The organism is Streptomyces violaceoruber (genome assembly GCF_033406955.1).
Lineage (GTDB): Bacteria > Actinomycetota > Actinomycetes > Streptomycetales > Streptomycetaceae > Streptomyces > Streptomyces violaceoruber.
This window is the reverse complement of sequence record NZ_CP137734.1, coordinates 6,888,187-6,909,782: the sequence shown is the minus strand read 5'-3', so window position 1 is coordinate 6,909,782 and position 21,596 is coordinate 6,888,187. Positions and strand designations below refer to the sequence as shown.

The following is a 21,596-nucleotide window of genomic DNA, read 5'->3' as shown; positions in this document are numbered from 1 at the left end:
TTACTTCTCCTCGGTGGGGCGGGCGTGGGACACGGCGGGCTCGTTGCCGCCGAGCAGCAGGTAGAGGACGGCCATCCGGATGGAGACGCCGTTGGCGACCTGCTCGACGACGGTGCAGCGGTCGGAGTCGGCGACCTCGGCGGTGATCTCCATGCCGCGGACCATGGGGCCGGGGTGCATCACGATGGCGTGGTCGGGCATCTTCGCCATGCGGTCGCCGTCGAGGCCGTAGCGGCGGGAGTACTCGCGCTCGGTGGGGAAGAACGCGGCGTTCATCCGCTCGCGCTGCACGCGCAGCAGCATCACCGCGTCGGACTTGGGCAGCGTGGAGTCGAGGTCGTAGGAGACCTCGCAGGGCCAGGTCTCGACGCCGACCGGCAGCAGGGTGGGCGGGGCGACGAGGGTGACCTCGGCGCCGAGGGTGTGCAGCAGGTCGACGTTGGAGCGAGCGACGCGGCTGTGCAGGATGTCGCCGACGAGGGTGATCCGGCGGCCGTCCAGGTCCTTGCCGAGCCCGGCGTCGCGGCCGACCAGGCGGCGGCGCATGGTGAAGGCGTCGAGCAGGGCCTGGGTGGGGTGCTGGTGGGTGCCGTCCCCGGCGTTGACCACGGCGGCGTCGATCCAGCCGGAGGTGGCCAGGCGGTAGGGGGCGCCGGAGGCGCTGTGCCGGATGACGACGGCGTCGACGCCCATCGCCTCCAGGGTCTGGGCGGTGTCCTTGAGGGACTCGCCCTTGGAGACGCTGGATCCCTTGGCGGTGAAGTTGATGACGTCCGCGGACAGCCGCTTCTCGGCGGCCTCGAAGGAGATCCGGGTCCGGGTGGAGTCCTCGAAGAAGAGGTTGACGACGGTGCGGCCGCGCAGGGTCGGCAGTTTCTTGATCGGCCGGTCCGCGACCCGGGCCATCTCCTCGGCGGTGTCGAGGATCAGGACGGCGTCGTCGCGGGTGAGGTCGGCGGCCGAGATGAGATGACGCTGCATCTGTCAGGCTCCGTAAGGCGATTCATGCGGAAGAGCGGGATAATTCGGGCGGCCGGGCGCGTGCGGGGGCGCGCCGAGCACGCGTACGGCACGAAGGGGTGCGTACGCGGGGTGCTAGGGGTGGGCGCCCGGGGCGGCCGGCTTGGCACCGAGCAGCACGGTGTCGCGACCGTCCTCCTCGGCGAGCTGGACCTTGACCGTCTCCCGCAGCGACGTCGGGAGGTTCTTGCCGACGTAGTCGGCGCGGATGGGCAGTTCGCGGTGGCCGCGGTCGACGAGTACGGCGAGCTGCACCGCGCGCGGGCGGCCGATGTCGTTCAGCGCGTCGAGGGCGGCGCGGATGGTGCGGCCGGAGAAGAGCACGTCGTCGACGAGGACGACGAGGCGGCCGTCGATGCCGTCACCGGGGATCTCGGTGCGGGCCAGGGCGCGCGGCGGATGCATGCGCAGGTCGTCGCGGTACATGGTGATGTCCAGCGAGCCGACCGGCATCTTGCGTTCGGTGATCTGCTCCAGCTTGTCGGCGAGCCGCCGGGCGAGGAAGACGCCCCGGGTCGGGATGCCGAGGAGCACCACGTCGTCGGCGCCCTTGGCGCGTTCGACGATCTCGTGGGCGATGCGGGTCAGCACCCGCGCGATGTCGGGCCCTTCGAGAACGGGCCGGGCTTCCTGCTGCTGGTCCTGTTGCTTGTCCATACGAAACGGACCCCCTTCTCCGCCTCACGGGACGGACCTTAAAGGACGTCGGATATGCGCCACCTACGGTAGCAGGCTCACAGAACCTCTCCGATGACCCCCCTGACACTCCCCCGTCACTCCTCTGCCCCACATCGATCACCCGCACGGAGTAATGGATGGCGAATACCACGGAAGAGTCGGTGCGGACCATTCGGCTTGACGCAGCAGAGTAACGCTGCGTAACCTCACAGTGAGTTACCAGCCGCGCGGCCGACAACACAGCCTGCCGCGTCGACACCTTGTCCGGGGAGCCATATGTCCAGCGAATACGCCAAACAGCTCGGGGCCAAGCTCCGGGCCATCCGCACCCAGCAGGGCCTTTCCCTCCACGGTGTCGAGGAGAAGTCCCAGGGCCGCTGGAAGGCCGTCGTGGTCGGTTCGTACGAGCGCGGCGACCGTGCCGTGACCGTGCAGCGCCTCGCCGAGCTGGCGGACTTCTACGGCGTCCCCGTGCAGGAGCTGCTGCCGGGCACCACCCCGGGCGGCGCCGCCGAGCCGCCGCCGAAGCTGGTCCTGGACCTGGAGCGGCTGGCCACCGTGCCGGCCGAGAAGGCGGGCCCGCTCCAGCGGTACGCGGCCACGATCCAGTCGCAGCGCGGTGACTACAACGGCAAGGTGCTCTCGATCCGCCAGGACGACCTGCGCACACTCGCCGTCATCTACGACCAGTCGCCCTCGGTCCTCACCGAGCAGCTGATCAGCTGGGGCGTCCTGGACGCGGACGCGCGCCGCGCGGTGGCGTCCCACGACGAGCTCTGAGCCCCCACCACCTCAGCAGAAACGTGCCGCCGGGGTGGCCGGAACCGTTCGTACGGTCCCGGCCACCCCGGCGGCTTTTTACCCGTCGTAGGCTCGGCGCGCCCGTAAGGGGCGCGGGGAACTGCGCGACCGGCCACGGTCGGCCCGCGGCCGTTCGTCCCACCGCACCGCCCACGGCGTCACGTCCTCGCACCACCAGCGGAGCTACTCGCGGCGCAACGAGGGCTTCAGTTCCTTCAGCCGGCCCAGCAGCCCGTTGATGAACGCGGGCGACTCGTCGGTGGAGAACTCCTTCGCCAGCTGCACCATCTCGTCCAGGACGACGGCGTCCGGGGTCGCGTCGACCCACAGCAGCTCGTACGCGCCCAGGCGCAGGATGTTGCGGTCGACGACCGGCATCCGGTCGAGCGTCCAGTCGACCGAGTACTGGGCGATCAGCTCGTCGATGCGCTCGGCCCTACCGGCGTAGCCCTCCACCAGCTCCATCGTGTACTCGCTCACCGGCGGCTGCCGGGTGTCGGACCGGGAGTGCCGGACCCAGTCGGCGAGCACCGTCAGGACGTCGGCGCCGCGCTGATCGCCCTCGAAGAGGATCTGGAAGGCGCGCTTGCGGGCCGTATTGCGAGCAGCCACGGTTAGCTGTTCACCCGGCCGAGGTAGTCGCTCGTACGGGTGTCGACCTTGATCTTCTCACCGGTGGTGATGAAGAGCGGGACGTTGATCTGGTGACCGGTCTCCAGGGTGGCCGGCTTGGTGCCGCCTGTGGAGCGGTCGCCCTGGACGCCGGGCTCGGTCTCCTGGATGGTCAGCTCGACGGCGGCCGGCAGCTCGACGAAGAGCACCTCGCCCTCGTGCTGCGCGACGGTGGCCTCGAAGCCCTCGACGAGGAAGTTGGCGGCGTCGCCGACGACCTTGCGGTCGATCATCAGCTGGTCGTACGTCTCCATGTCCATGAAGACGAAGTAGTCGCCGTCCATGTACGAGAACTGCATGTCACGCTTGTCGACAGTGGCCGTCTCGACCTTGACGCCGGCGTTGAAGGTCTTGTCGACCACCTTGCCGGAAAGCACGTTCTTCAGCTTGGTGCGCACGAAGGCCGGGCCCTTGCCGGGCTTGACGTGCTGGAACTCGACGACGGACCAGAGCTGGCCGCCTTCGAGCTTGAGCACCAGGCCGTTCTTGAGGTCGTTCGTGGAAGCCACGGTTTGGGAATCTCCTGGACTGGACTGACGTGGACGACCCCGGGGTTGCGCGCACAGCGCGAGGCTAGAGCGCGAGCAGCTCCTTGGTCGTGATGGTGAGTAGCTCGGGTCCGCCGTCCGCCTCGGGGCGCACGACGAGCGTGTCATCGATCCGGACCCCGCCCCGGCCCGGGAGGTGAACCCCCGGTTCGACGGTGACCGGCACACAAGCGTCCAGTTTACCCATGGCCGCGGGGGCCAACTGAGGGTCCTCGTCGATTTCGAGTCCGACACCGTGCCCGGTGAGTGCCGGAAGGTGCTCGGCGTACCCCGCGGAGTCCAGCGGCTGGCGGGCCGCGCGGTCCACGTCGCGGCAGGCGGCGCCGGGTGCGAGGGCCTCCCGTCCGGCGCGCTGGGCCGAGAAGACGAGGTCGTACAACTCGATCTGCCAGTCGGCCGGCGAGGTGCCGATGACGAACGTACGGCCGATCTCGCAACGGTAGCCGCGGTACGTCGCGCCCAGGCACACGGAGAGGAAGTCGCCCTCCTCGACCCGCCGGTCGGTGGGCCGGTGACCGCGGCGCCCCGAGTTGGGTCCGGTGCCGACGGAGGTGGGGAAGGCGGGGCCGTCGGCGCCGTGGTCGACGAGGCGGCGTTCCAGCTCCAGGGCGAGGTGCCGCTCGGTGCGGCCGACCAGGATGGACTCCAGGAGCTCGCCGAGCGCCTGGTCGGCGATCTCGGCGCCGATGCGCAGGCAGGAGATCTCCTCCTCGTCCTTCACCACCCTCAGCTGCTCGACGGCCTGGCCGAGGTCGGTCAGGCGCAGCGCCGGCGCGACCGAGCGCATGGCGCGGTGCCGGACCACGGTGAGGTGGTGGTCCTCGGTGGCGAGGGACTCGGCGCCCTGGTCCGCGGCGAGGTCGGTGGCCGCGACGGCGGGATCGCCGCCGGGGCCGGACAGCGCACGCACCGGCAGCGACTCGTCGGGGCGGCCCTGCGTCGGCCGGTCGTCCGGCGAGCCCGAGCAGACCAGCAGATCCTCGGTCCTGCCGAGGAGCAGCACGGCGCCGTGCGGGGCGGCGCCCGCGAGATAGCGCACGTTGGCGGGCCGGGAGACGAGCGCCGCCGCGCTGCCGCCCGCGTTGCAGCGTTCCCGTAGGCGCGTCCGGCGGGCCGCGTAGACCTCTGACATGAGCCGAGCGTATGGCTCCGCCGGTGGGGGCGCCGCTCGGGTGGGCCGAGTGGGCGGGGCCGGGAGATGCGGGGCGCGCCAACTGGGGTGGGTCTTCTTGTCGTATGGCGCCTGACAGGCCGGTGGGGGTTTCTCGCGCAGTTCCCCGCGCCCCTATGGGGCGCTGGCCTGAACGGCGTCTACCAGTTCGGGGGGCTGGCTATCGAGCGGGAGAGGACCTCGTCGAGGAGGTGGGCGGTTTCCGGGATGTCGAGTTGGGAGTTGTCGATGATGGGGAGGCCGGAGCCGTACCAGCCGGCCATGCGGCCGTGGATGCGGGCGACCTCCTCGTCGGTGAGGCGCCGGTTGCCGCTGCGTTCGGCGTTGCGCTCCAGGACGATGTCCAGGCCCGGCAGGAGGACGACGGGGAGCAGGCCGGGGCCGACGTGCCGCTTCCAGCCGCCGAGGCCGACGACCGGGCGGTCCGGGAAGACCGCGTCGTCGAGGATGCAGGAGATGCCGTTGGCGAGGAAGTTGCGCGCGGAGAAGCCGCAGGTGCGGCGGGCCAGGCGGTACTGCGCCTCCGAGTGCTCGTTCCACCCGGTCTGGGGGTCGGCGAAGCCGGAGCGGACCCACTCGCGCACGTCGTCGAGGCTGATGTGCGCGGTGGGGACCCGGCGGTGGTCCGCCCAGTACTTGGCCACGCTGGTCTTGCCCGCGCCCGCGGGGCCGATGAGCAGCACCGCGAGGGTGGTCGTGGTGGGGTCGGGCGCGGCGGCCGTGGCGGGGGGCACGCTGGGCACGGCCACCGGACCGCCGGGCGGCAGCGGCACGTGGCCGGTGGTGTCCGGCGCGGGCGGGGCGGGAGCCGGCTGGTGCGGGGCCGGGGCGGGGCCCGGGTGCGGGACCGGGGCAGGGCCCGGGTGCGGGACCGGCCTCGGTGCCATGGGGTACCCCGGCGCCGGAGGGGGCACGGGGGCGGGCCCCTGGGGCGGGCCGGGGTGGTGTGCGGCCGGGGACCAGCCGGGGACCGGTCCGTGCCCCGGCTGATGGGGCGGCGGCAGCGGAGAACCCACGGGGTGCTGCATCCGGTGCCACTCCGTCTCGTACAGGCGATGGGCGCTGACGACGGGAAGGGGCCCGCCGTCGTGCTACCGAACGGTACCGCCCCCGGCCGTCGTTTGGTGAACGGCCGGGGGCGGCCCGAAGTGCCCGTCCCGCCCGGCGAATCGGGCGGAACGGCGCACCGGGGTACTACTCGCCCACCTCGCCGTAGGCGGCGAGGAGGACGGCCGGGTCGGGGCCCTCCAGAACGGTGGGCTTGGCGAGGCCGTCCAGGACGATGAAGCGCAGCAGGTCGCCGCGCGACTTCTTGTCGACCTTCATGTTCTCGACGAGCTTGGGCCACTGGTCGTAGCGGTAGTGCAGCGGGAGGCCGACCGCTTCGAGGATGGAGCGGTGGCGGTCGGCGGTGGCGTCGTCCAGGCGGCCCGCGAGGCGGCCGAGTTCGGCGGCGAAGTGCATGCCGACCGATACGGCGGCGCCGTGACGCCACTTGTAGCGCTCGTTCTTCTCGATGGCGTGGCCGAGGGTGTGGCCGTAGTTCAGGATCTCCCTCAGGCCCGCTTCCTTCAGGTCGGACGAGACGACCTCGGCCTTGACCTTGATGGAGCGCACGATCAGCTCGGCGGTGTGCGGACCGGCCGGCGTCCGCGCGGCCTGCGGGTCGGCCTCGATCAGGTCGAGGATCGCCGGGTCTGCGATGAAGCCGGCCTTGATGACCTCGGCGAGGCCGGAGACGTAGTCGTTGACCGGGAGGGAGTCCAGGGCGGCGAGGTCGCACAGGACACCGGCCGGCGGGTGGAAGGAGCCGACGAGGTTCTTGCCCTCGGCGGTGTTGATGCCGGTCTTGCCGCCGACGGCCGCGTCCACCATGGCCAGCACGGTGGTGGGGACGGCGATCCAGCGCACCCCGCGCAGCCAGGTCGCGGCCACGAACCCGGCCAGGTCGGTGCTGGCGCCGCCGCCGACCCCGACGATGACGTCGGTACGGGTGAACCCGGACTGGCCCAGCGCCTTCCAGCAGTACGCGGCGACCTCGGCGGTCTTGGCCTCCTCGGCGTTGGGCACCTGGATCGCGATCGCCTCGTAGCCCTGAGCGGCGAGATCGGCGCGCAGCGCGTCACCGGTCTCGGCGAGCGCCTCGGGGTGGATCACCGCGACCCGCTTCGCCTTCGCCCCGATCAGACCGCCCAGCTCGCCCAGGAGCTGACGGCCCACCAGGACCTCGTAGGGCTCGGACCCCGCGGTGCCGCCGACCTGGATCCGGGTGACTGCCTCGCTCATGCTTCTTTCAACTCCACTGCGTCCAGGGCGGCTTGGGTGACTTCTTCCGGCGTACGACCGTCCGTGGCCACGACGGCCGTGGCGACGTCCTCGTAGAGGTGCCGACGGGCCTCCATCAGTTCGCGCCACTGTTTGCGCGGGTTGACCGCCAGCAGCGGACGCGCCGCGTTCAGGCCGGTGCGCTTGACGGCCTCCTCGACGTCCATCGAGAGGTAGACGACCCGCTGCCCGGCGAGCAGCGCGCGGGTGTCCGCGTCCAGGATCGCGCCACCGCCGAGGGCGAGGACGCCTTCGTGCTCGGCGAGCGCGGTCCGCACGGCCTCCTTCTCCAGGGTCCGGAAGGCGGCCTCGCCCTCGTCCACGAAGATCTCGGCGATGGCCCGCCCCTGGGCGGTGACGATGTCCTCGTCCGTGTCCCGGTATCCCGTGCCCAGCCGCTCGGCGAGCAGCTGCCCGACGGTGGACTTGCCGACCCCCATCGGCCCGACCAGGACGATCAGCGGTGCGCTCATCGGATGTCCAGGTTGTCGAGGTAGGACCGCACGTTGCGGCGGGTCTCGGTCACGCTGTCGCCGCCGAACTTCTCCGCCACCGCGTCCGCGAGGACCAGCGCCACCATCGCCTCCGCGACGATCCCGGCGGCCGGCACCGCGGACACGTCGGAGCGCTGGTGGTGCGCCTGCGCGGCCTCGCCGGTGGCCACGTCCACGGTCTTCAGGGCGCGCGGCACCGTCGCGATCGGCTTCATCGCCGCGCGCACCCGCAGCAGCTCACCGGTGGTGAGCCCGCCCTCGGTGCCGCCGGAACGGCCCGAGACGCGGCGGATGCCGTCCGGCGTGCCCACGATCTCGTCGTGCGCCCGGGAACCGGGCACCCGGGCCAGCTCGAAGCCGTCGCCGATCTCGACGCCCTTGATCGCCTGGATGCCCATCAGGGCGCCCGCGAGCCGCGCGTCGAGCTTGCGGTCCCAGTGGACGTGCGAGCCGAGGCCCACCGGCACCCCGTAGGCGAGGACCTCCACGACGCCGCCGAGGGTGTCGCCGTCCTTGTGGGCCTGGTCGATCTCGGCGACCATCGCCTTCGACGCGTCCGCGTCCAGGCAGCGCACCGGGTCGGCGTCCAGCCGCTCCACGTCCGCCGGCGTCGGGTAGACCCCGTGGGGCGCCTTCGCCGAGGCCAGCTCGACGACATGGCTGACGATCTCGACGCCGGCCGTCTCCTTCAGGTACGACCGGGCCACCGCGCCCAGGGCGACGCGGGCCGCCGTCTCACGGGCGGAGGCGCGTTCGAGGATCGGCCGGGCCTCGTCGAAGCCGTACTTCTGCATCCCGGCGAGGTCCGCGTGGCCGGGGCGCGGCCTGGTCAGCGGGGCGTTGCGCGCGAGGCCGGCCAGCACCTCCGGGTCCACCGGGTCGGCCGCCATGACCTGCTCCCACTTGGGCCACTCGGTGTTGCCGACCATCACGGCGACCGGGGAACCCATGGTCAGCCCGTGCCGGACGCCGCCGAGGAAGGTCACCTCGTCGCGCTCGAACTTCATCCGCGCACCGCGGCCGTAACCGAGCCGCCGCCTGGCCAGGTGGTCCGCCACCATCTCCGTGGTGATCGGCACACCGGCGGGCAGCCCCTCCAGCGTCGCGACGAGTGCGGGACCGTGGGACTCCCCCGCGGTCAGCCAGCGCAACCTGCTCAACGGTGCTCCTCAGTGCTCGCGCCCCGGTATGCCCCGCGTACGCGCCTTCTTCGCGTACGCGACGGTCCGACCGGGTGCGCGGCCCCGGTCCGCCGCCTCCGATCCTCCCACGTCCGGCCGATGGACCCGGTCGCCGGTCCATTTGCCGGACGCGCGGACGGAACGCGGACGGAACGTCCGACGGCCGCGGCCGACCCGGGCGGCGTCACGCGGGCCGGTCGTCCTGCTGCCGCGCCGGAGCGTAGGCCCCCAGGAAGTCCGCGCCGCTCTCCTGCCGCTGCGCCGGAGCGTAGGGACCGAGGAAGTCGGCCCCGCTCTGCCCCGGCTGCGGTGGTGGGTAGGCCCCCAGGTGGTCGGCGCCGGTGCCCTGCCGCGCCGCCCCGGGCAGGGGCAGGCCCGCGCGGCTCGCGCGGCGCCGGACGAGCCTGCGCCGCACCTTGACCACCCAGCCCGCGACGACGGCGAGCACGATCAGGGCGAGCACCATGATCTGCACCCAGTCGGGCAGGAAGCCCAGCACGGCCTCGAAGATCTGGGTCTTGGCCGAGGCCAGCGGCACGCCTGTGTACATGGATCGTCTTCCCCTCCCGTTCCGCCCCCTGCGGAACCGGACGGGATCCTAGCGATCCGCGAGCGCGTGCTCCCCCGCTTTTCGCATGGCGGCCAGCGGTGCCGGCGCCCGGCCGGTCATCTGCTCCACCTGGAGCACGGCCTGGTGGAGCAGCAGGTCCAGGCCGCTGACGACGGCACCGCCGTGCGCCGACCAGCGGGCGGCGAGCGCGGTGGGCCAGGGGTCGTAGAGCACGTCGAAGAGCGTGGTGGGCATCTCGGGGACGGCGGCCGCGAGCGCGTCGGTGGCACCGGCCGGGGTGGTGGCCACGACCAGCGGGGCGCGCAGTGCCTCCGCGGCGTCCGCCCAGTCGGCGAGGCGCACGTCGACGCCGAGTCGTTCCGCCCAGCCCCGCATCTCGGCGGCGCGGGCCTCGCTGCGCACGTGGACCGTGACCTCGCCGGTGCAGATCCGGGCCAGCGCGGCGAGCGCGGAGGACGCGGTGGCGCCGGCGCCGAGGATCGCGGCGGACTCGACCTTCTCGATGCCGTGCTCGCGCAGGGCGGCGACGATGCCGGGGATGTCGGTGTTGTCGCCGGTCCTGCGGCCGTCCTCGGTGAGGACGACGGTGTTCACCGCGTCCACGGAGGCCGCCGTCTCGCTGACCGAGTCGAGCAGCGGGATCACCGCCCGCTTGAGCGGCATGGTCAGCGACAGCCCCGCCCACTCGGGCCCGAGTCCCTCGAAGAAGCCCGGCAGGGCCGCCTCGTCCACGTCGAAGTGGTCGTACGTCCAGTCCGCGAGGCCCAGCTCCGCGTAGGCGGCGCGGTGCAGCACCGGGGAGAGCGAGTGGGCGATCGGGGAGCCGAGCACGGCGGCCCGGCGCCGGTCAGTTGCCGGAGCTGGCATCGAACTTGTCCTTCAGCTTCAGGAACTCGTCGTGGGTCTTGGCGAACTCGGTCTTCTTCACGCCGTCGGTGGCCACGAAGTAGATCCAGCCGTCCTCGGTGGGGTTGAGCGCCGCTTGCAGGGCCTCTTCGCCGGGGTTGCTGATGGGTCCGGGCGGCAGGCCCCGGTGGTAGTAGGTGTTGTACGGGTCCGGGTTGGTGTTGATCTCGGACTCGCTGATGTGGATCTTGCTCTGGCCCATGAGGTAGTTGAAGGTCGAGTCGAACTGGAGCTTCTGGTTCGTCTCGGTGTTGTCGGTCTTGAGCCTGTTGTAGATGACCTCGGCCATCTTGCGGAAGTCTTCGTGCGTCTTCCCCTCGGCCTGCACCAGGCTCGCGGCGGTGAGCAGCTCCCACGGGCCTTCGAGGCCGAGTCCCTCCGCCTTCTGCTCCAGGCCGATCTTCTCGTACTGCTCGTTGGCACGTGCCACCATCTGCTTGAGCACGTCCGCGGGCTTCTGCCCCTTGGCCGCCGAGTAGCTGGACGGGTAGAGGAAGCCCTCCAGCGGGTCCTTGACGTCCTTGTGGTTCAGCGCCCAGTCGGGCAGGCCGAGGCTCTTGTACTCGGACTTGGCGACCTCGGCGGTGGTGCCCGCCTTCACCTCGAGGCGTTTGTCGATGAGCTTGTAGACGTCGGCGTTGCGCCTGCCCTCGGCGATGATCAGGTTGCTGCGGCTCTTCGGGCTGAGCAGGAGTTCGACCGCGCTCTCGGCCGACATCTCCTTCTGCAGCGTGTACACGCCGTCCTGGATGCTCTTGCCGCGGGGGTTGCTCTGCTGGGCGGAGATGAACGCGTCGACGCTCTTCACCACGCCCTGCCGCTTGAGTTCCTGGCCGATCGTGGAACCGCCCGCGCCCTTGGGGATGGTGACGGTCACCTGCTCGCCGTTGCCGCCGCCCGCGAAGTCCGGGGCCGCGCCGAAACGATCCTGGTAAAACTGGTAGCCGAAATACCCGATGCCTGCCACGCCGCCGCCGAGTACCAGGCAGACCACCAGACAGGCGCATCCGCTGCGGCGCTTCTTGGGCTTGCCGCCCCCCCTGGTTCTGCGCTCCTCCCGGCTTTCGCGGCCGTCGCCCGGCGCGTCGTCGTCCCCGTCCGCGTCCCCGCCGGCGAAGAAGGCGTGCTCCCCCTCGTCCGGTCCGGGGTCCCAGTCGGTGCGCTGCGGCTCGGGCTCGGCGCGCCTGCGGGTGGGCGGCTCCGGCGGCGGGTACGCCTCGGGGGTGCCGTAGAAGTCGGGCTGCTCGGCGCCGTAGCCGCCGGCCTGCTGTCCGTAGGGGTCGGACGGGTCGGCCGGGTACTGCGCCTGGGGGTGTGCGCCGCCGCTCCAGCCGCCGTTGTCGTAGCCCTGCTGCGGCTGGGCCTGGGGTGCGTACTGCTGGTCGTACTGCTGCTGACCGTACTGGTGCTGGTCGTACTGCTGCTGACCGTACGGGTCGTACTGCGGTTCGGGGTGCTGGTGGGCGTACTGGTCGTACTGGGGCTGCCCGTCGCCGTACGACGCCTGGCCGCCGTTGCTCCAGTCGCCGTAACCCTGCTGCGCCTGCTGCTCCGGATACTGCTGCGGCTGGCCGCCGTAGGGGGACTGCTGACCCGCCTGGGCCTGCTGTCCGCCCCATCCGCCGTCCCCGTACAACGGGTCCTCCGGATGCCACGGTTCGGAGCCTGGGCCCCGGCCATACTCAGTCATCGATCCCCTAGAGCCGCGAGGCGACGGGGACCGGGGCCCTTGCCGAAGAGCCCGCTTCCGTTCCGCCTCTTGCTGTGCGGTGGCTGTTCGAATGCCTCCGCATCGCGCGGAACGTTACCGTACCGCGATCAGATGACCACTTCGACGCCCTCGCCGGGTGGCCTGCCTGACACCCGTTCGGATTCCAGGGCCTGCTGGAGGATGATCACGGCGGCGGCCTGGTCGATGACGGACCGGCCCTTCTTGGACTTCACCCCGGAGGCGCGCAGTCCCTGGCTGGCGGTGACCGTCGTCATGCGTTCGTCGACCAGCCGGACCGGGACGGGCGCGATGCCCTTGGCCAGCTCCTGCGTGAAGCGCCTGACCTTGGCGGCGGCCGGCCCCTCGCCCCCCTTGAGGGAGCGGGGGAGGCCGACGACGACCTCGATCGGCTCGTACTCCGCGACCAGCTGCCGCAGGCGCCGGTGCGCCGCCGGGACGTCGCGGCCGGGGACGGTCTCCACCGGGGTGGCGAGGATGCCGTCGGGGTCGCAGGACGCGACCCCGATGCGGGCGTCGCCGACGTCGACGGCCAGGCGGCGGCCGCGGCGGATCTTGGGGCCGTCCGCCTGGTCGTTCTCGGGCGTGCTCACTTGGCGGTGTCCGCCACGAGGCGCTCGACGGCGTCGACGGCGTCACCGATGGCGGCCGCGTTCTGGCCGCCGCCCTGGGCGACGTCCGGCTTGCCGCCACCGCCGCCGCCGAGGGTCTTGGCGGCGGTGCGCACCAGGTCACCGGCCTTCAGGCCGCGCTCGCGGGCGGCCTCGTTGGTGGCGATGACCGTGAGGGGCTTGCCGTTCACCGTGGTGAACAGCGCCACGACGGCGGCCCGGCCGCCCTGGATGCGGCCGCGCACGTCGAGGACCAGCTTGCGCAGGTCGTCGGCGGTGGTGCCGTCGGGCACCTGGCCGGTCACCAGGGCCACGCCGCGCACGTCCTTGGCGGAGTCGGCGAGACCGCCGGCGGCCTGGAGGACCTTCTCCGCGCGGAACTTCTCGATCTCCTTCTCGGCGTCCTTGAGCTTGCCGAGCATCGCGGAGACCTTCTCCGGCAGCTCCTCCGGACGGCCCTTGATCAGCTCCTGGAGCTGGGCGACGACCGTGTGCTCGCGGGCGAGGAAGCTGTAGGCGTCCACGCCGACCAGGGCCTCGATGCGGCGCACGCCGGAGCCGATGGAGGACTCGCCGAGCAGCTTGACCAGGCCGAGCTGGGCGGTGTTGTGCACGTGGGTGCCGCCGCACAGCTCCTTGGAGAAGTCGCCGATGGTGACGACGCGCACGCGCTCGCCGTACTTCTCGCCGAACTCGGCGATGGCGCCCTGCTTCTTGGCCTCGTCGATGCCCATGACGTCGGCGCGCACGTCGAGGTCGCGGGCGAGCACCTCGTTGATCTTCTGCTCGACGTCGGTCATCACGGCCGTCGGCACGGCGGACGGCGAGCCGAAGTCGAAGCGGAAGCGGCCGGGCTGGTTCTCGGAACCGGCCTGGGCGGCCGTCGGGCCGAGAGCGTCGCGCAGCGCCTGGTGGGTGAGGTGGGTCGCCGAGTGGGCGCGGGCGATGGCCTTGCGGCGGCGGTCGTCGATGGAGGCCTGCGCCTTGGCACCGACCGTGACCTCGCCGACCTGGACGACGCCCTTGTGGACGTACACGCCCGGCACCGGCTTCTGGCAGTCGCGGACCTCGATCACGGCGCCGGTGTCGACCCGGATCCGGCCGGTGTCGCCGATCTGGCCGCCGCCCTCGGCGTAGAACGGGGTGCGGTCCAGCACGATCTCGACCTCGTCGCCCTCGGTGGCGGCCGGGGAGGAGGCGCCGTCGACGAGGATGCCGACGATCGTGGACTCGCTCTCGGTGTCGGTGTAGCCGACGAAGTCGGTGGCGCCGGCCTTGTCGGCGATCTCCCGGTAGGCACCGGCACCGGCGTGACCGGTCTTCTTGGCCTGGGCGTCGGCCTTGGCGCGCTCCCGCTGCTCCTTCATCAGGCGCCGGAAGCCGTCCTCGTCCACGGACAGCCCCTGCTCGGCGGCCATCTCCAGGGTGAGGTCGATCGGGAAGCCCCAGGTGTCGTGGAGCAGGAACGCCTTGTCGCCGGCGAGGACGGTGCCGCCGGAGGCCTTGGTGTCGCTCACGGCGGTGTCGAGGATGTTGGTGCCGGCCTTCAGCGTCTTCAGGAAGGCGTTCTCCTCGGCGAGGGCGACCTTCTCGATCCGCTCGCGGTCGGTGACCAGCTCGGGGTACTGCTGCCCCATCATGCCGATCACGACGTCGATGAGGTCCTTGACGACCGGGCCGGTGGCGCCGAGCAGGCGCATGTTGCGGATGGCGCGGCGCATGATGCGGCGCAGCACGTAGCCGCGGCCCTCGTTGCCGGGGGTGACGCCGTCGCCGATGAGCATCACGGAGGTGCGCATGTGGTCGGTGACCACGCGCAGGGAGACGTCCGAGGCCTGGGCGTCGCCGTAGGCCACGCCGGTCAGTTCGGTGGCCTTGTTGATGACGGCCATGGAGGTGTCGATCTCGTACATGTTCTGCACGCCCTGCAGAATCATGGCGAGGCGTTCCAGGCCGAGGCCGGTGTCGATGTTCTTGCTCGGCAGCTCGCCGAGGATCTCGAACTCCTCCTTGCCGATGCCCTCGCCCCGCTCGTACTGCATGAAGACGAGGTTCCAGATCTCCACGTACCGCTCGTCGTTGACGGCGGGGCCGCCCTCGACGCCGAACTCGGGACCGCGGTCGTAGTTGATCTCGGAGCAGGGGCCGCAGGGGCCGGGGACGCCCATGGACCAGTAGTTGTCCTTCTTGCCGAGGCGCTGGATGCGCTCGGAGGGGACGCCCACGACGTCGTGCCAGATGCGCTCGGCCTCGTCGTCGTCCTGGTACACGGTGATCCACAGGCGCTCGGGGTCGAGGCCGTAACCGCCCTTGTCCTGGGCGCTGGTGAGCAGCTCCCAGGCGTAGGTGATGGCGCCTTCCTTGAAGTAGTCGCCGAAGGAGAAGTTGCCGCACATCTGGAAGAACGTGCCGTGCCGGGTGGTCTTGCCGACCTCTTCGATGTCCGGCGTGCGCACGCACTTCTGCACGCTGGTGGCGCGGTCGAAGGGCGGCTTGACCTCACCCAGGAAGTAGGGCTTGAAGGGCACCATGCCGGCCGGGACGAGGAGCAGAGTCGGGTCGTCCGCGATGAGCGACGCCGAAGGGACGACGGTGTGACCGCGCTCCTCGAAGAAGCTCAACCAGCGGCGACGAATCTCGGCCGACTCCATCAGTGGTCCTCATTCCGGTTGTACGAGTGCGTCGTCCTGTCGTCGACGACGTACTCGGGGTCCTTGCTGTTCTCGATGGCGGCGTGGTGCCTCGGTGCGGGCAGTTCACGGTCGACGGGGGCCTTCAGGCCCAGCGCGTCGTCCAGTTCGGCCTCCCGCTGGGCCATGTTGTCGCGGACGTCGAGTGCGAAACCCACCGCGCGGTCCCTGACCCGGGTGCCCACGTCGAGCGCCTTGTTCGCCGCGGTGGCGGCGAGGCTGTCGGGGGTGAGCTGCTTGAGCTTCCGGTTGACCTTGGTGGTGGCCCACACACCGGCGGCCACGCCGGTGCCGAACCAGAACGTACGGCGGAACATCGCTCGGTCAGCCCTTCTTCCGCTTCGTCCGCCGCGCGGCCGGGAGCGTGCGGCCCACGATCACGGTACGCCGCGCCTGGTCGGCCGGGGCGGACATGTCCTCCTTGCGACCGCCGAGTGCCCGGCGCACGCCGTACCCGAACGCCGCGACCTTGACCAGCGGGCCGCCGAAGGTGGAGGCCACGGTGGTGGACAGCGCGGAGGCGTTCGAGGTGACCTCCTGGACGTCGGAGGCGATCGCGTCGACCCGGTCGATCTGGGTCTGCGCGCTGCGCACCGCCGCCGAGGCGTCGGCCAGCAGCGGGACCGCCTGGTCGGTCACGTCCGCCACGAGCTTGGTGGTCGTCCTGAGCGTCTGGGCCAGCCTCGCCAGTGCGACGGCGAGGAAGGAGACCAGGATCGCCCAGAAGACGGCCACCAGGATCCCGGCCACCTCGCCACCGGACACTGTGTGCACCCGCTCCCTGAAAGACGTGCCTGAACATCGGGAAAGTCGTGCACCGAGCCTATCGCGCCGGGCGCGGGGCTCCGTACCGGATTCCCCGTCGCGCGCGGCGCGGTGCGGCCGGGTTCGGTGAAGCGATTGTACGGAGTGAACACGGTTCAGTACGCTCCGTGTTTCATGCGAGACCATCGGCGCGACGGCATCCCGCACGGCAACCTCCCACTGGAGCTCGACGCCTTCGTCGGGAGAGGGGCGCAGCTGGCGGAGCTGGCGCGGACGCTGGACTCCGCGCGACTGGTGACCCTCACCGGTTCCGGCGGTGTCGGCAAGTCCCGGCTGGCCGCGCGGGCGGCCGCGCGCCGCGCGCCCCGGGACGGGGTGTGGCGGGTCCAGCTGGCGCCGGTGCGGGACGAGGAGTTCGTCGACTACGCGGTCGTGGAGGCACTGGGGCTGACCGACCACACGACCCGGCTGCCCCGCGAGACGCTGCTCGCGCACCTGGCCGAGCGGGAGCTGCTGCTGCTCCTGGACGGGGTCGAGCACCTGGTGGACGCCTGCGCGGCGCTGGTGACCGAGCTGCTGGGCCGCGCACCGGGGCTCAGCGTGCTGGCCGTGGGACGCAGACCGCTGGGGGTGGCCGGCGAGCGGCTGGTTCCGCTGGCACCGCTGGGCACGGAGGAGGCGGTGGAGCTGCTGACGGTCCGGGCCGGGCAGCGGAGCGTCGCCCGCGACCACGACGCGGACCCGGACGCGGACCAGCGGGAGGTGCGCGAGCTGTGCCGGCGTCTGGACGGCATCCCGCTGGCGATCGAGCTGGCGGCGGGGCGCCTGGACGCGCTGTCGCCGGGGCAGATGCTGCGCCGCCTCGACGACCGGTTCCGGCTGCTGACGGGCGGGGACCGCACCGCGCTGCCCCGGCACCGGACGCTGCGCACGGCGATCGGCTGGAGCCACGAGCTGTGCACGCCGCCGGAGCGGCTGCTGTGGGCGCGGCTTTCGGTGTTCGCCGGGCCGTTCGACCTGGAGGCCGCCGAGTACGTGTGCAGCGGGGACGGGATGCCGGCCGACGACGTGCTCGACGTGCTCTGCGCCCTGCTCTCCCAGTCCGTGCTGACCCGCGAGGAGTCCCCGGCCGGGGTGCGCTACCGGATGCTCGACACGGTACGGGCGTACGGCGCCGACTGGCTGGCGGCGACGGGGGACGCGGACCGGCTGCGGCGGCGGCACCGGGACTGGTACGTGGGCCTGGCGACCTGGTGCGAGCTGGAGTGGTTCTCGCCGCGCCAGGGCGAGGTCGCCGCGCGGGTGGACGCCGAACTGCCCAACCTGCGCAGCGCCCTGGAGCACTGCCTGGACGAACCGGACGGCGCGCACCTGGGCCAGTACCTGGCGGGCGCCCTGTGGTTCCACTGGGTGGGCTGCGGCCGGCTGTCGGAGGGGCGGCACTGGCTGGAGCAGGCGGTGCGGCTGGACGCGGAGCCGACGGCCGGCGAGCAGTCCCGGCTGAAGGCGCTGTGGGTGCTCGCCTACGTGGCGATCCTCCAGGGCGACACGGTGCCCGCGCTGGCGGCGCTCCAGGAGTGCCGCGAGGAGGCGGAGCGCTCGGCGAATCCGACGGCGGCGGCGTACGCGGAGCACCGCACCGGCTGTCTGGCGCTGGTGACGGACGACCTGCCGCGCGCGGAGACGCTGCTGCGCTCCGCGCTGCACCGCTACCGGGAGATCGGCGAGCTGAACAGCAACGTGCTGATGGGCCAGGTGGAGCTGGCGATGGCCCGGGCCTTCCAGGGCGATCTGCCGGACGCGGTGCGCCTGTGCGAGGACGTGCGCCAGGTGTGCGAGGACCACGGCGAGCGCTGGGCCCGCGGGTACGCCCTGTACGTCCTCGCCTACGCGGCCTGGAGCGACGGTGAGCCGGTCCGCGCCCGCGAGCTGCTGGCCGACTGCCTGGGCAGCGCGCACCGCTTCCGCGACCAGCTGGGCTCGGTGCTCGCGGTGGAGCTGCTGGCCCTGGTCACGGTGGCGGAGGGCGACGCGGCGGAGGCTGCGGTGCTCCAGGGCGCGGCGGGGCGGATGTGGCCGTCGGTGGGGCTGCCGCTGTTCGGCTCGGCGCACTACAACGCGCCGCACGAGCTGTGCGAGGCCGCGGCCCGGGAGCAGCTGGGCGACGAGCGGTACGAGGAGTGCGTACGGCACGGGGCGCGGCTCGGGCGCCGGGAAGCGGTGGCGCGGGCCCTGCGCCGGCCCGGGGCGAGGGCCTCGCTGCCGGCGCCGCGTCCGACGGCCGTGCGGCGGGCGCCGGCGGGCGCCCGGACGGCGAAGCCCGCCGCCTCGCCCACCCGGAAGGGCGGGGAGACGGCGGGCTGAGGTACCGCTGGTACTGCGCCTGCTCGTTCAGCGTTTCCGCTGGATCAGCGGGCGTAGTACTCGACGACGAGCTGCTCGTCGCAGATCACCGGGATCTCCTTGCGGTTCGGCTCGCGGTCCAGGCGGAACGCCAGGGCCTTGAGGTTCACCTGGAGGTAGCGCGGGGTCTCGCCGTCGGGGGCGAAGCCACCCTCGCGGGCGATGGTGAAGAGCGTCTTCTCCTTGGAGCGCTCGCGCACCTGCACCACGTCGTCCGGACGGACACGGAAGGACGGCTTGTCGACCTTCTGGCCGTTGACCTGGATGTGGCCGTGCACGACCATCTGACGGGCCTGGTAGATCGTGCGGGCGATGCCCGAACGCAGGACCAGCGCGTCGAGACGGCGCTCGAGCTCGATGACCAGGGCCTCGCCGGTCTTCATGTTGGTCTTGGAGGCACGCTCGTAGGCGCGGACGAGCTGGCGCTCGCTGAGGTCGTACTGCGCGCGCAGACGCTGCTTCTCGAGCAGACGGACCTTGTAGTCCGAGTTCTGCTTGCGGCCGCGGCCGTGCTCACCCGGCGGGTAGGGGCGGGCCTCGAAGTACTTGACGGCCTTCGGGGTCAGCGCGATGCCGAGGGCACGCGACTTCTTGACCTTGGGGCGGGGCTGGTTCGCCACTGTCTGTGTCTCTTTTCTGGGTTTCCGGCTTGTCAGGGTTGAGGGAGGTCGCAATCCGCAGCCGGGGAAACCCGCCGGGTCCGCTCGGGACCTGCCGGGCAGCCGCTCCCCTGGTCTGGGCACATACGTGCAGCACGCGAGTGGCCCACCGACCGCTCCCGGAAGCCGGGTGGTGGTGGGCTGCCCGCGACACCATCGACGGTGCGCGACGCTCCTGGAACCCGTGAGGGTTCCGGCCGGTCGTCCCGTTCTGACTGCACGGGACACGGCACTCCGAGGGATTCTACAGGCTGCTCAGGACGGCTTGCGACCGAGGTGCCCGCGGGTCCACTCCACGGCGTCCGCGTACCGGGCCTCGGCGCCGTGCCGGGTCGGCGTGTAGTACGTCCGGTCCTTGAGTCCGTCCGGGGCGTACTGCTGGGCGGCGATCCCCTCGGGCAGGTCGTGCGGGTACACGTAGCCCTGCCCGTGTCCGAGCTTGCCCGCGCCCTTGTAGTGGCTGTCGCGCAGGTGGGCCGGGACCGGTCCGGTGTGGCCCTTGCGCACGTCGTCCAGGGCGGCGCCGATGGCGGTGGTCGCGGCGTTGGACTTGGGGGCCAGCGCCAGGGCGATGGTGGCGTGGCTGAGGGTGAGGGCGGCCTCGGGAAAGCCGATCATGGCGACGGCCTGGGCGGCGGCGACGGCAATCTGCAGTGCGTTCGGATCGGCCAGGCCGATGTCCTCGCTGGCCGAGATCATCAGGCGCCGGGCGATGAAGCGGGGGTCCTCGCCGGCCTCGACCATCCGGGCCAGGTAGTGCAGGGCGGCGTCCACGTCGGAACCGCGGATGGACTTGATCAGGGCGCTGGCGACGTCGTAGTGCTGGTCGCCGTCGCGGTCGTACTTCACCGCGGCCCGGTCGACCGTCTCCTCCAGCGTGGTCAGACCGACCTCCGCCTCGCCCTTGTCGAGCGCGGCCCCGGCGGCGGCCTCCAGCGCGGTGAGCGCGCGCCGGGCGTCGCCGCCCGCGATGCGCAGGAGGTGCTCCTCGGTGTCCCCGGGCAGGGTGACGGCGCCTTTCAGGCCGCGCTCGTCGGTCAGGGCGCGGCGCAGCAGGTCCCGGACGTCGTCGTCGGTGAGGGGTTCCAGGGTGAGCAGGAGGGAGCGGGAGAGCAGCGGGGAGATCACCGAGAAGTACGGGTTCTCGGTGGTGGCGGCGATCAGGGTGACCCAGCGGTTCTCCACGGCCGGGAGCAGGGAGTCCTGCTGGGCCTTGCTGAAGCGGTGGATCTCGTCGAGGAAGAGGACGGTCTCCTTGCCGTACCCGCCGACCGCGCGGCGGGCGCCGTCGATGACCGCGCGGACCTCCTTGACGCCCGCGGTGATCGCCGACAGCTCGACGAACCGCTTGTTGGTGGCCTTGGAGACGACGTACGCCAGGGTGGTCTTGCCGGTGCCCGGCGGGCCCCAGAGGATGACCGAGGAGGGCCCCGCGGGCCCGGACGCGCCCTCGCCGACCAGGCGGCGCAGGGGGGATCCGGGCTTGAGCAGGTGCTGCTGGCCGACGACCTCGTCGAGGGTGCGCGGGCGCATCCGCACGGCGAGGGGGCTGCCGGTCGGGTCCTTCTCCTGGCGTTCTTCGGCTGCGGCGGTGAACAGATCGGGCTCCACGCCTTGAACCCTAAATGACCGCACCGACAACGCGGCGGGCCCGGTGGGCCCGCCCGCGCGGAAGGCCGGTCAGCTGGTCCAGAAGTCCCACCAGCGGGTGAGGATCATCATGCCGATGATGCCGATGTGCAGCACCGGCAGGACCCAGGTGAACTCGCCGAAGAAGCCGCGCAGCCAGCCCGGCGCGGGCAGGAAGCCCTTGCGGACGTTGAAGGACGTCACGTACCAGAACATCAGGATCGTGGCGACCCAGGCCAGGCAGCACCACAGGCACAGCGAGTTGATCCGGTACAGGGACTGGAACTGCAGCCACGAGACGAACGCGACGCCGAACAGGCAGCCGGCGTTGAAGGTCAGCCAGTACCAGCGCGGGTAGGTGGCACGGGCGAGCAGGCTCATGCCGACGCAGATGACGATGCCGTAGGCGACGAGGCCGAGCATCGGGTTGGGGAAGCCGAAGACCGAGGCCTGGTCGCTCTCCATGATGTTGCCGCAGGAGACGACCGGGTTGAGGCTGCAGCCGGGCGTGAACGTGGTGCCGGCGACCTTGGCCTCGAGGATCTTCTGCTTGTCGATCGTGATGACCCACGCGGCGAGCAGGCCGGCCGCGCCCGTGATCACCAGCAGCAGCGCGAGGGCCCGGCTGCCGCCCTCGGTACGCGGGGTGCGGGTGCCGCTGTCCGGCGCGGACTCTGCCACGGTGGAGACGTCCTTCACTGTCGTCTTGCTCATCACGCCGATTCCGTCACTGGGGAGTGGGG

General features: G+C 71.8%; 21 protein-coding genes. 2 read left to right on the top strand and 19 right to left on the bottom strand.

All coding sequences use genetic code 11. From position 1 onward, the window contains the following. Entirely contained in the window at positions 1 to 981 is a 981-nt protein-coding gene (locus R2E43_RS31000) for an aspartate carbamoyltransferase catalytic subunit (protein WP_052837878.1), read from the bottom strand. A gap of 114 nt (positions 982 to 1,095) precedes the next feature. Beyond that, complete coding sequence (gene pyrR, locus R2E43_RS30995) at positions 1,096 to 1,677, bottom strand: bifunctional pyr operon transcriptional regulator/uracil phosphoribosyltransferase PyrR (protein WP_003977338.1); 582 nt, start codon at positions 1,675 to 1,677, stop codon at positions 1,096 to 1,098. A gap of 297 nt (positions 1,678 to 1,974) precedes the next feature. Between pyrR and bldD the strand changes: the two genes are divergently transcribed. Next, a complete protein-coding gene (gene bldD, locus R2E43_RS30990; protein WP_003977337.1) occupies positions 1,975 to 2,478 on the top strand; it encodes a transcriptional regulator BldD in 504 nt (167 codons plus the stop codon). Between the two features lie 204 nt (positions 2,479 to 2,682). Here bldD and nusB read toward each other — a convergent pair whose 3' ends face one another. From nusB to R2E43_RS30920, 14 genes are all read right to left on the bottom strand, one after another. Beyond that, a complete protein-coding gene (gene nusB / locus R2E43_RS30985) occupies positions 2,683 to 3,111 on the bottom strand; it encodes a transcription antitermination factor NusB (RefSeq protein WP_003977336.1) in 429 nt (142 codons plus the stop codon). Between the two features lie 2 nt (positions 3,112 to 3,113). Next, positions 3,114 to 3,680 carry an elongation factor P gene (gene efp, locus R2E43_RS30980; RefSeq protein ID WP_003977335.1) on the bottom strand — a complete coding sequence of 189 codons (567 nt, stop codon included), beginning with the start codon at positions 3,678 to 3,680 and terminating at the stop codon, positions 3,114 to 3,116. A 64-nt stretch (positions 3,681 to 3,744) separates the two neighbouring features. Next, positions 3,745 to 4,851 carry an aminopeptidase P family protein gene (locus tag R2E43_RS30975; protein WP_003977334.1) on the bottom strand — a complete coding sequence of 369 codons (1,107 nt, stop codon included), beginning with the start codon at positions 4,849 to 4,851 and terminating at the stop codon, positions 3,745 to 3,747. Positions 4,852 to 5,030: 179 nt separating this feature from the next. Continuing rightward, the gene (locus R2E43_RS30970) at positions 5,031 to 5,918 is read right to left on the bottom strand and encodes a Pro-rich N-terminal domain-containing protein (RefSeq protein ID WP_332056752.1); all 888 of its coding nucleotides are present in this window, start codon (positions 5,916 to 5,918) and stop codon (positions 5,031 to 5,033) included. Positions 5,919 to 6,084: 166 nt separating this feature from the next. Beyond that, positions 6,085 to 7,176: a 3-dehydroquinate synthase gene (aroB, locus tag R2E43_RS30965; protein WP_003977332.1), complete on the bottom strand. Its 1,092-nt coding sequence runs from the start codon at positions 7,174 to 7,176 to the stop codon at positions 6,085 to 6,087. Beyond that, on the bottom strand, positions 7,173 to 7,688 hold the full coding sequence (locus R2E43_RS30960; RefSeq protein WP_011027814.1) for a shikimate kinase: 516 nt from the start codon (positions 7,686 to 7,688) through the stop codon (positions 7,173 to 7,175). The genes aroB and R2E43_RS30960 overlap by 4 nt, the downstream gene beginning before the upstream one ends. Then, positions 7,685 to 8,869 (bottom strand): chorismate synthase, encoded by a 1,185-nt coding sequence (gene aroC / locus R2E43_RS30955; RefSeq protein WP_003977330.1) that lies wholly within the window; start codon positions 8,867 to 8,869, stop codon positions 7,685 to 7,687. The genes R2E43_RS30960 and aroC overlap by 4 nt, the downstream gene beginning before the upstream one ends. A gap of 205 nt (positions 8,870 to 9,074) precedes the next feature. Next, on the bottom strand, positions 9,075 to 9,440 hold the full coding sequence (locus R2E43_RS30950; RefSeq protein ID WP_332056751.1) for a hypothetical protein: 366 nt from the start codon (positions 9,438 to 9,440) through the stop codon (positions 9,075 to 9,077). Between the two features lie 48 nt (positions 9,441 to 9,488). Further along, a complete protein-coding gene (locus R2E43_RS30945) occupies positions 9,489 to 10,328 on the bottom strand; it encodes a shikimate dehydrogenase (protein WP_332056750.1) in 840 nt (279 codons plus the stop codon). Continuing rightward, on the bottom strand, positions 10,309 to 12,057 hold the full coding sequence (mltG, locus tag R2E43_RS30940; protein ID WP_332056749.1) for an endolytic transglycosylase MltG: 1,749 nt from the start codon (positions 12,055 to 12,057) through the stop codon (positions 10,309 to 10,311). Before mltG ends, R2E43_RS30945 begins: the two co-directional genes overlap by 20 nt. A gap of 128 nt (positions 12,058 to 12,185) precedes the next feature. Next, positions 12,186 to 12,689, bottom strand: coding sequence for a Holliday junction resolvase RuvX (gene ruvX / locus R2E43_RS30935; protein ID WP_332056748.1), 504 nt, complete (start codon positions 12,687 to 12,689; stop codon positions 12,186 to 12,188). Beyond that, complete coding sequence (gene alaS / locus R2E43_RS30930; protein ID WP_003977325.1) at positions 12,686 to 15,358, bottom strand: alanine--tRNA ligase; 2,673 nt, start codon at positions 15,356 to 15,358, stop codon at positions 12,686 to 12,688. The genes ruvX and alaS overlap by 4 nt, the downstream gene beginning before the upstream one ends. Further along, positions 15,358 to 15,714 carry a hypothetical protein gene (locus R2E43_RS30925; protein WP_003977324.1) on the bottom strand — a complete coding sequence of 119 codons (357 nt, stop codon included), beginning with the start codon at positions 15,712 to 15,714 and terminating at the stop codon, positions 15,358 to 15,360. The genes alaS and R2E43_RS30925 overlap by 1 nt, the downstream gene beginning before the upstream one ends. A 7-nt stretch (positions 15,715 to 15,721) precedes the next feature. Continuing rightward, on the bottom strand, positions 15,722 to 16,171 hold the full coding sequence (locus R2E43_RS30920) for a DUF948 domain-containing protein (protein WP_003977323.1): 450 nt from the start codon (positions 16,169 to 16,171) through the stop codon (positions 15,722 to 15,724). 165 nt (positions 16,172 to 16,336) lie between these two features. Here R2E43_RS30920 and R2E43_RS30915 point away from each other — a divergent pair, with 165 nt between their 5' ends. Then, positions 16,337 to 18,526 (top strand): ATP-binding protein, encoded by a 2,190-nt coding sequence (locus tag R2E43_RS30915; RefSeq protein WP_319127700.1) that lies wholly within the window; start codon positions 16,337 to 16,339, stop codon positions 18,524 to 18,526. 44 nt (positions 18,527 to 18,570) lie between these two features. On the opposite strand, the gene rpsD is transcribed toward R2E43_RS30915, so the two are convergent. The 3 genes from rpsD to R2E43_RS30900 form a co-directional block, all read right to left on the bottom strand. Further along, entirely contained in the window at positions 18,571 to 19,185 is a 615-nt protein-coding gene (rpsD, locus tag R2E43_RS30910; protein WP_003977321.1) for a 30S ribosomal protein S4, read from the bottom strand. A gap of 294 nt (positions 19,186 to 19,479) precedes the next feature. Beyond that, positions 19,480 to 20,835: a replication-associated recombination protein A gene (locus R2E43_RS30905; RefSeq protein WP_003977320.1), complete on the bottom strand. Its 1,356-nt coding sequence runs from the start codon at positions 20,833 to 20,835 to the stop codon at positions 19,480 to 19,482. Positions 20,836 to 20,904: 69 nt separating this feature from the next. Then, a complete protein-coding gene (locus R2E43_RS30900; RefSeq protein WP_030871078.1) occupies positions 20,905 to 21,567 on the bottom strand; it encodes a vitamin K epoxide reductase family protein in 663 nt (220 codons plus the stop codon). Positions 21,568 to 21,596 lie beyond the last annotated feature (29 nt).

Bases quoted from the DNA above. Each gene is read 5' to 3' on its own strand.
- R2E43_RS31000 (WP_052837878.1), bottom strand. From the start codon at position 981: ATGCAGCGTCATCTCATCTCGGCCGCCGACCTCACCCGCGACGACGCC.
- pyrR (WP_003977338.1), bottom strand. From the start codon at position 1,677: ATGGACAAGCAACAGGACCAGCAGCAGGAAGCCCGGCCCGTTCTCGAA.
- bldD (WP_003977337.1), top strand. From the start codon at position 1,975: ATGTCCAGCGAATACGCCAAACAGCTCGGGGCCAAGCTCCGGGCCATC.
- R2E43_RS30975 (WP_003977334.1), bottom strand. From the start codon at position 4,851: ATGTCAGAGGTCTACGCGGCCCGCCGGACGCGCCTACGGGAACGCTGC.
- R2E43_RS30970 (WP_332056752.1), bottom strand. From the start codon at position 5,918: ATGCAGCACCCCGTGGGTTCTCCGCTGCCGCCGCCCCATCAGCCGGGG.
- aroB (WP_003977332.1), bottom strand. From the start codon at position 7,176: ATGAGCGAGGCAGTCACCCGGATCCAGGTCGGCGGCACCGCGGGGTCC.
- R2E43_RS30960 (WP_011027814.1), bottom strand. From the start codon at position 7,688: ATGAGCGCACCGCTGATCGTCCTGGTCGGGCCGATGGGGGTCGGCAAG.
- R2E43_RS30950 (WP_332056751.1), bottom strand. From the start codon at position 9,440: ATGTACACAGGCGTGCCGCTGGCCTCGGCCAAGACCCAGATCTTCGAG.
- R2E43_RS30945 (WP_332056750.1), bottom strand. From the start codon at position 10,328: ATGCCAGCTCCGGCAACTGACCGGCGCCGGGCCGCCGTGCTCGGCTCC.
- mltG (WP_332056749.1), bottom strand. From the start codon at position 12,057: ATGACTGAGTATGGCCGGGGCCCAGGCTCCGAACCGTGGCATCCGGAG.
- alaS (WP_003977325.1), bottom strand. From the start codon at position 15,358: ATGGAGTCGGCCGAGATTCGTCGCCGCTGGTTGAGCTTCTTCGAGGAG.
- R2E43_RS30925 (WP_003977324.1), bottom strand. From the start codon at position 15,714: ATGTTCCGCCGTACGTTCTGGTTCGGCACCGGCGTGGCCGCCGGTGTG.
- R2E43_RS30915 (WP_319127700.1), top strand. From the start codon at position 16,337: ATGCGAGACCATCGGCGCGACGGCATCCCGCACGGCAACCTCCCACTG.
- R2E43_RS30900 (WP_030871078.1), bottom strand. From the start codon at position 21,567: ATGAGCAAGACGACAGTGAAGGACGTCTCCACCGTGGCAGAGTCCGCG.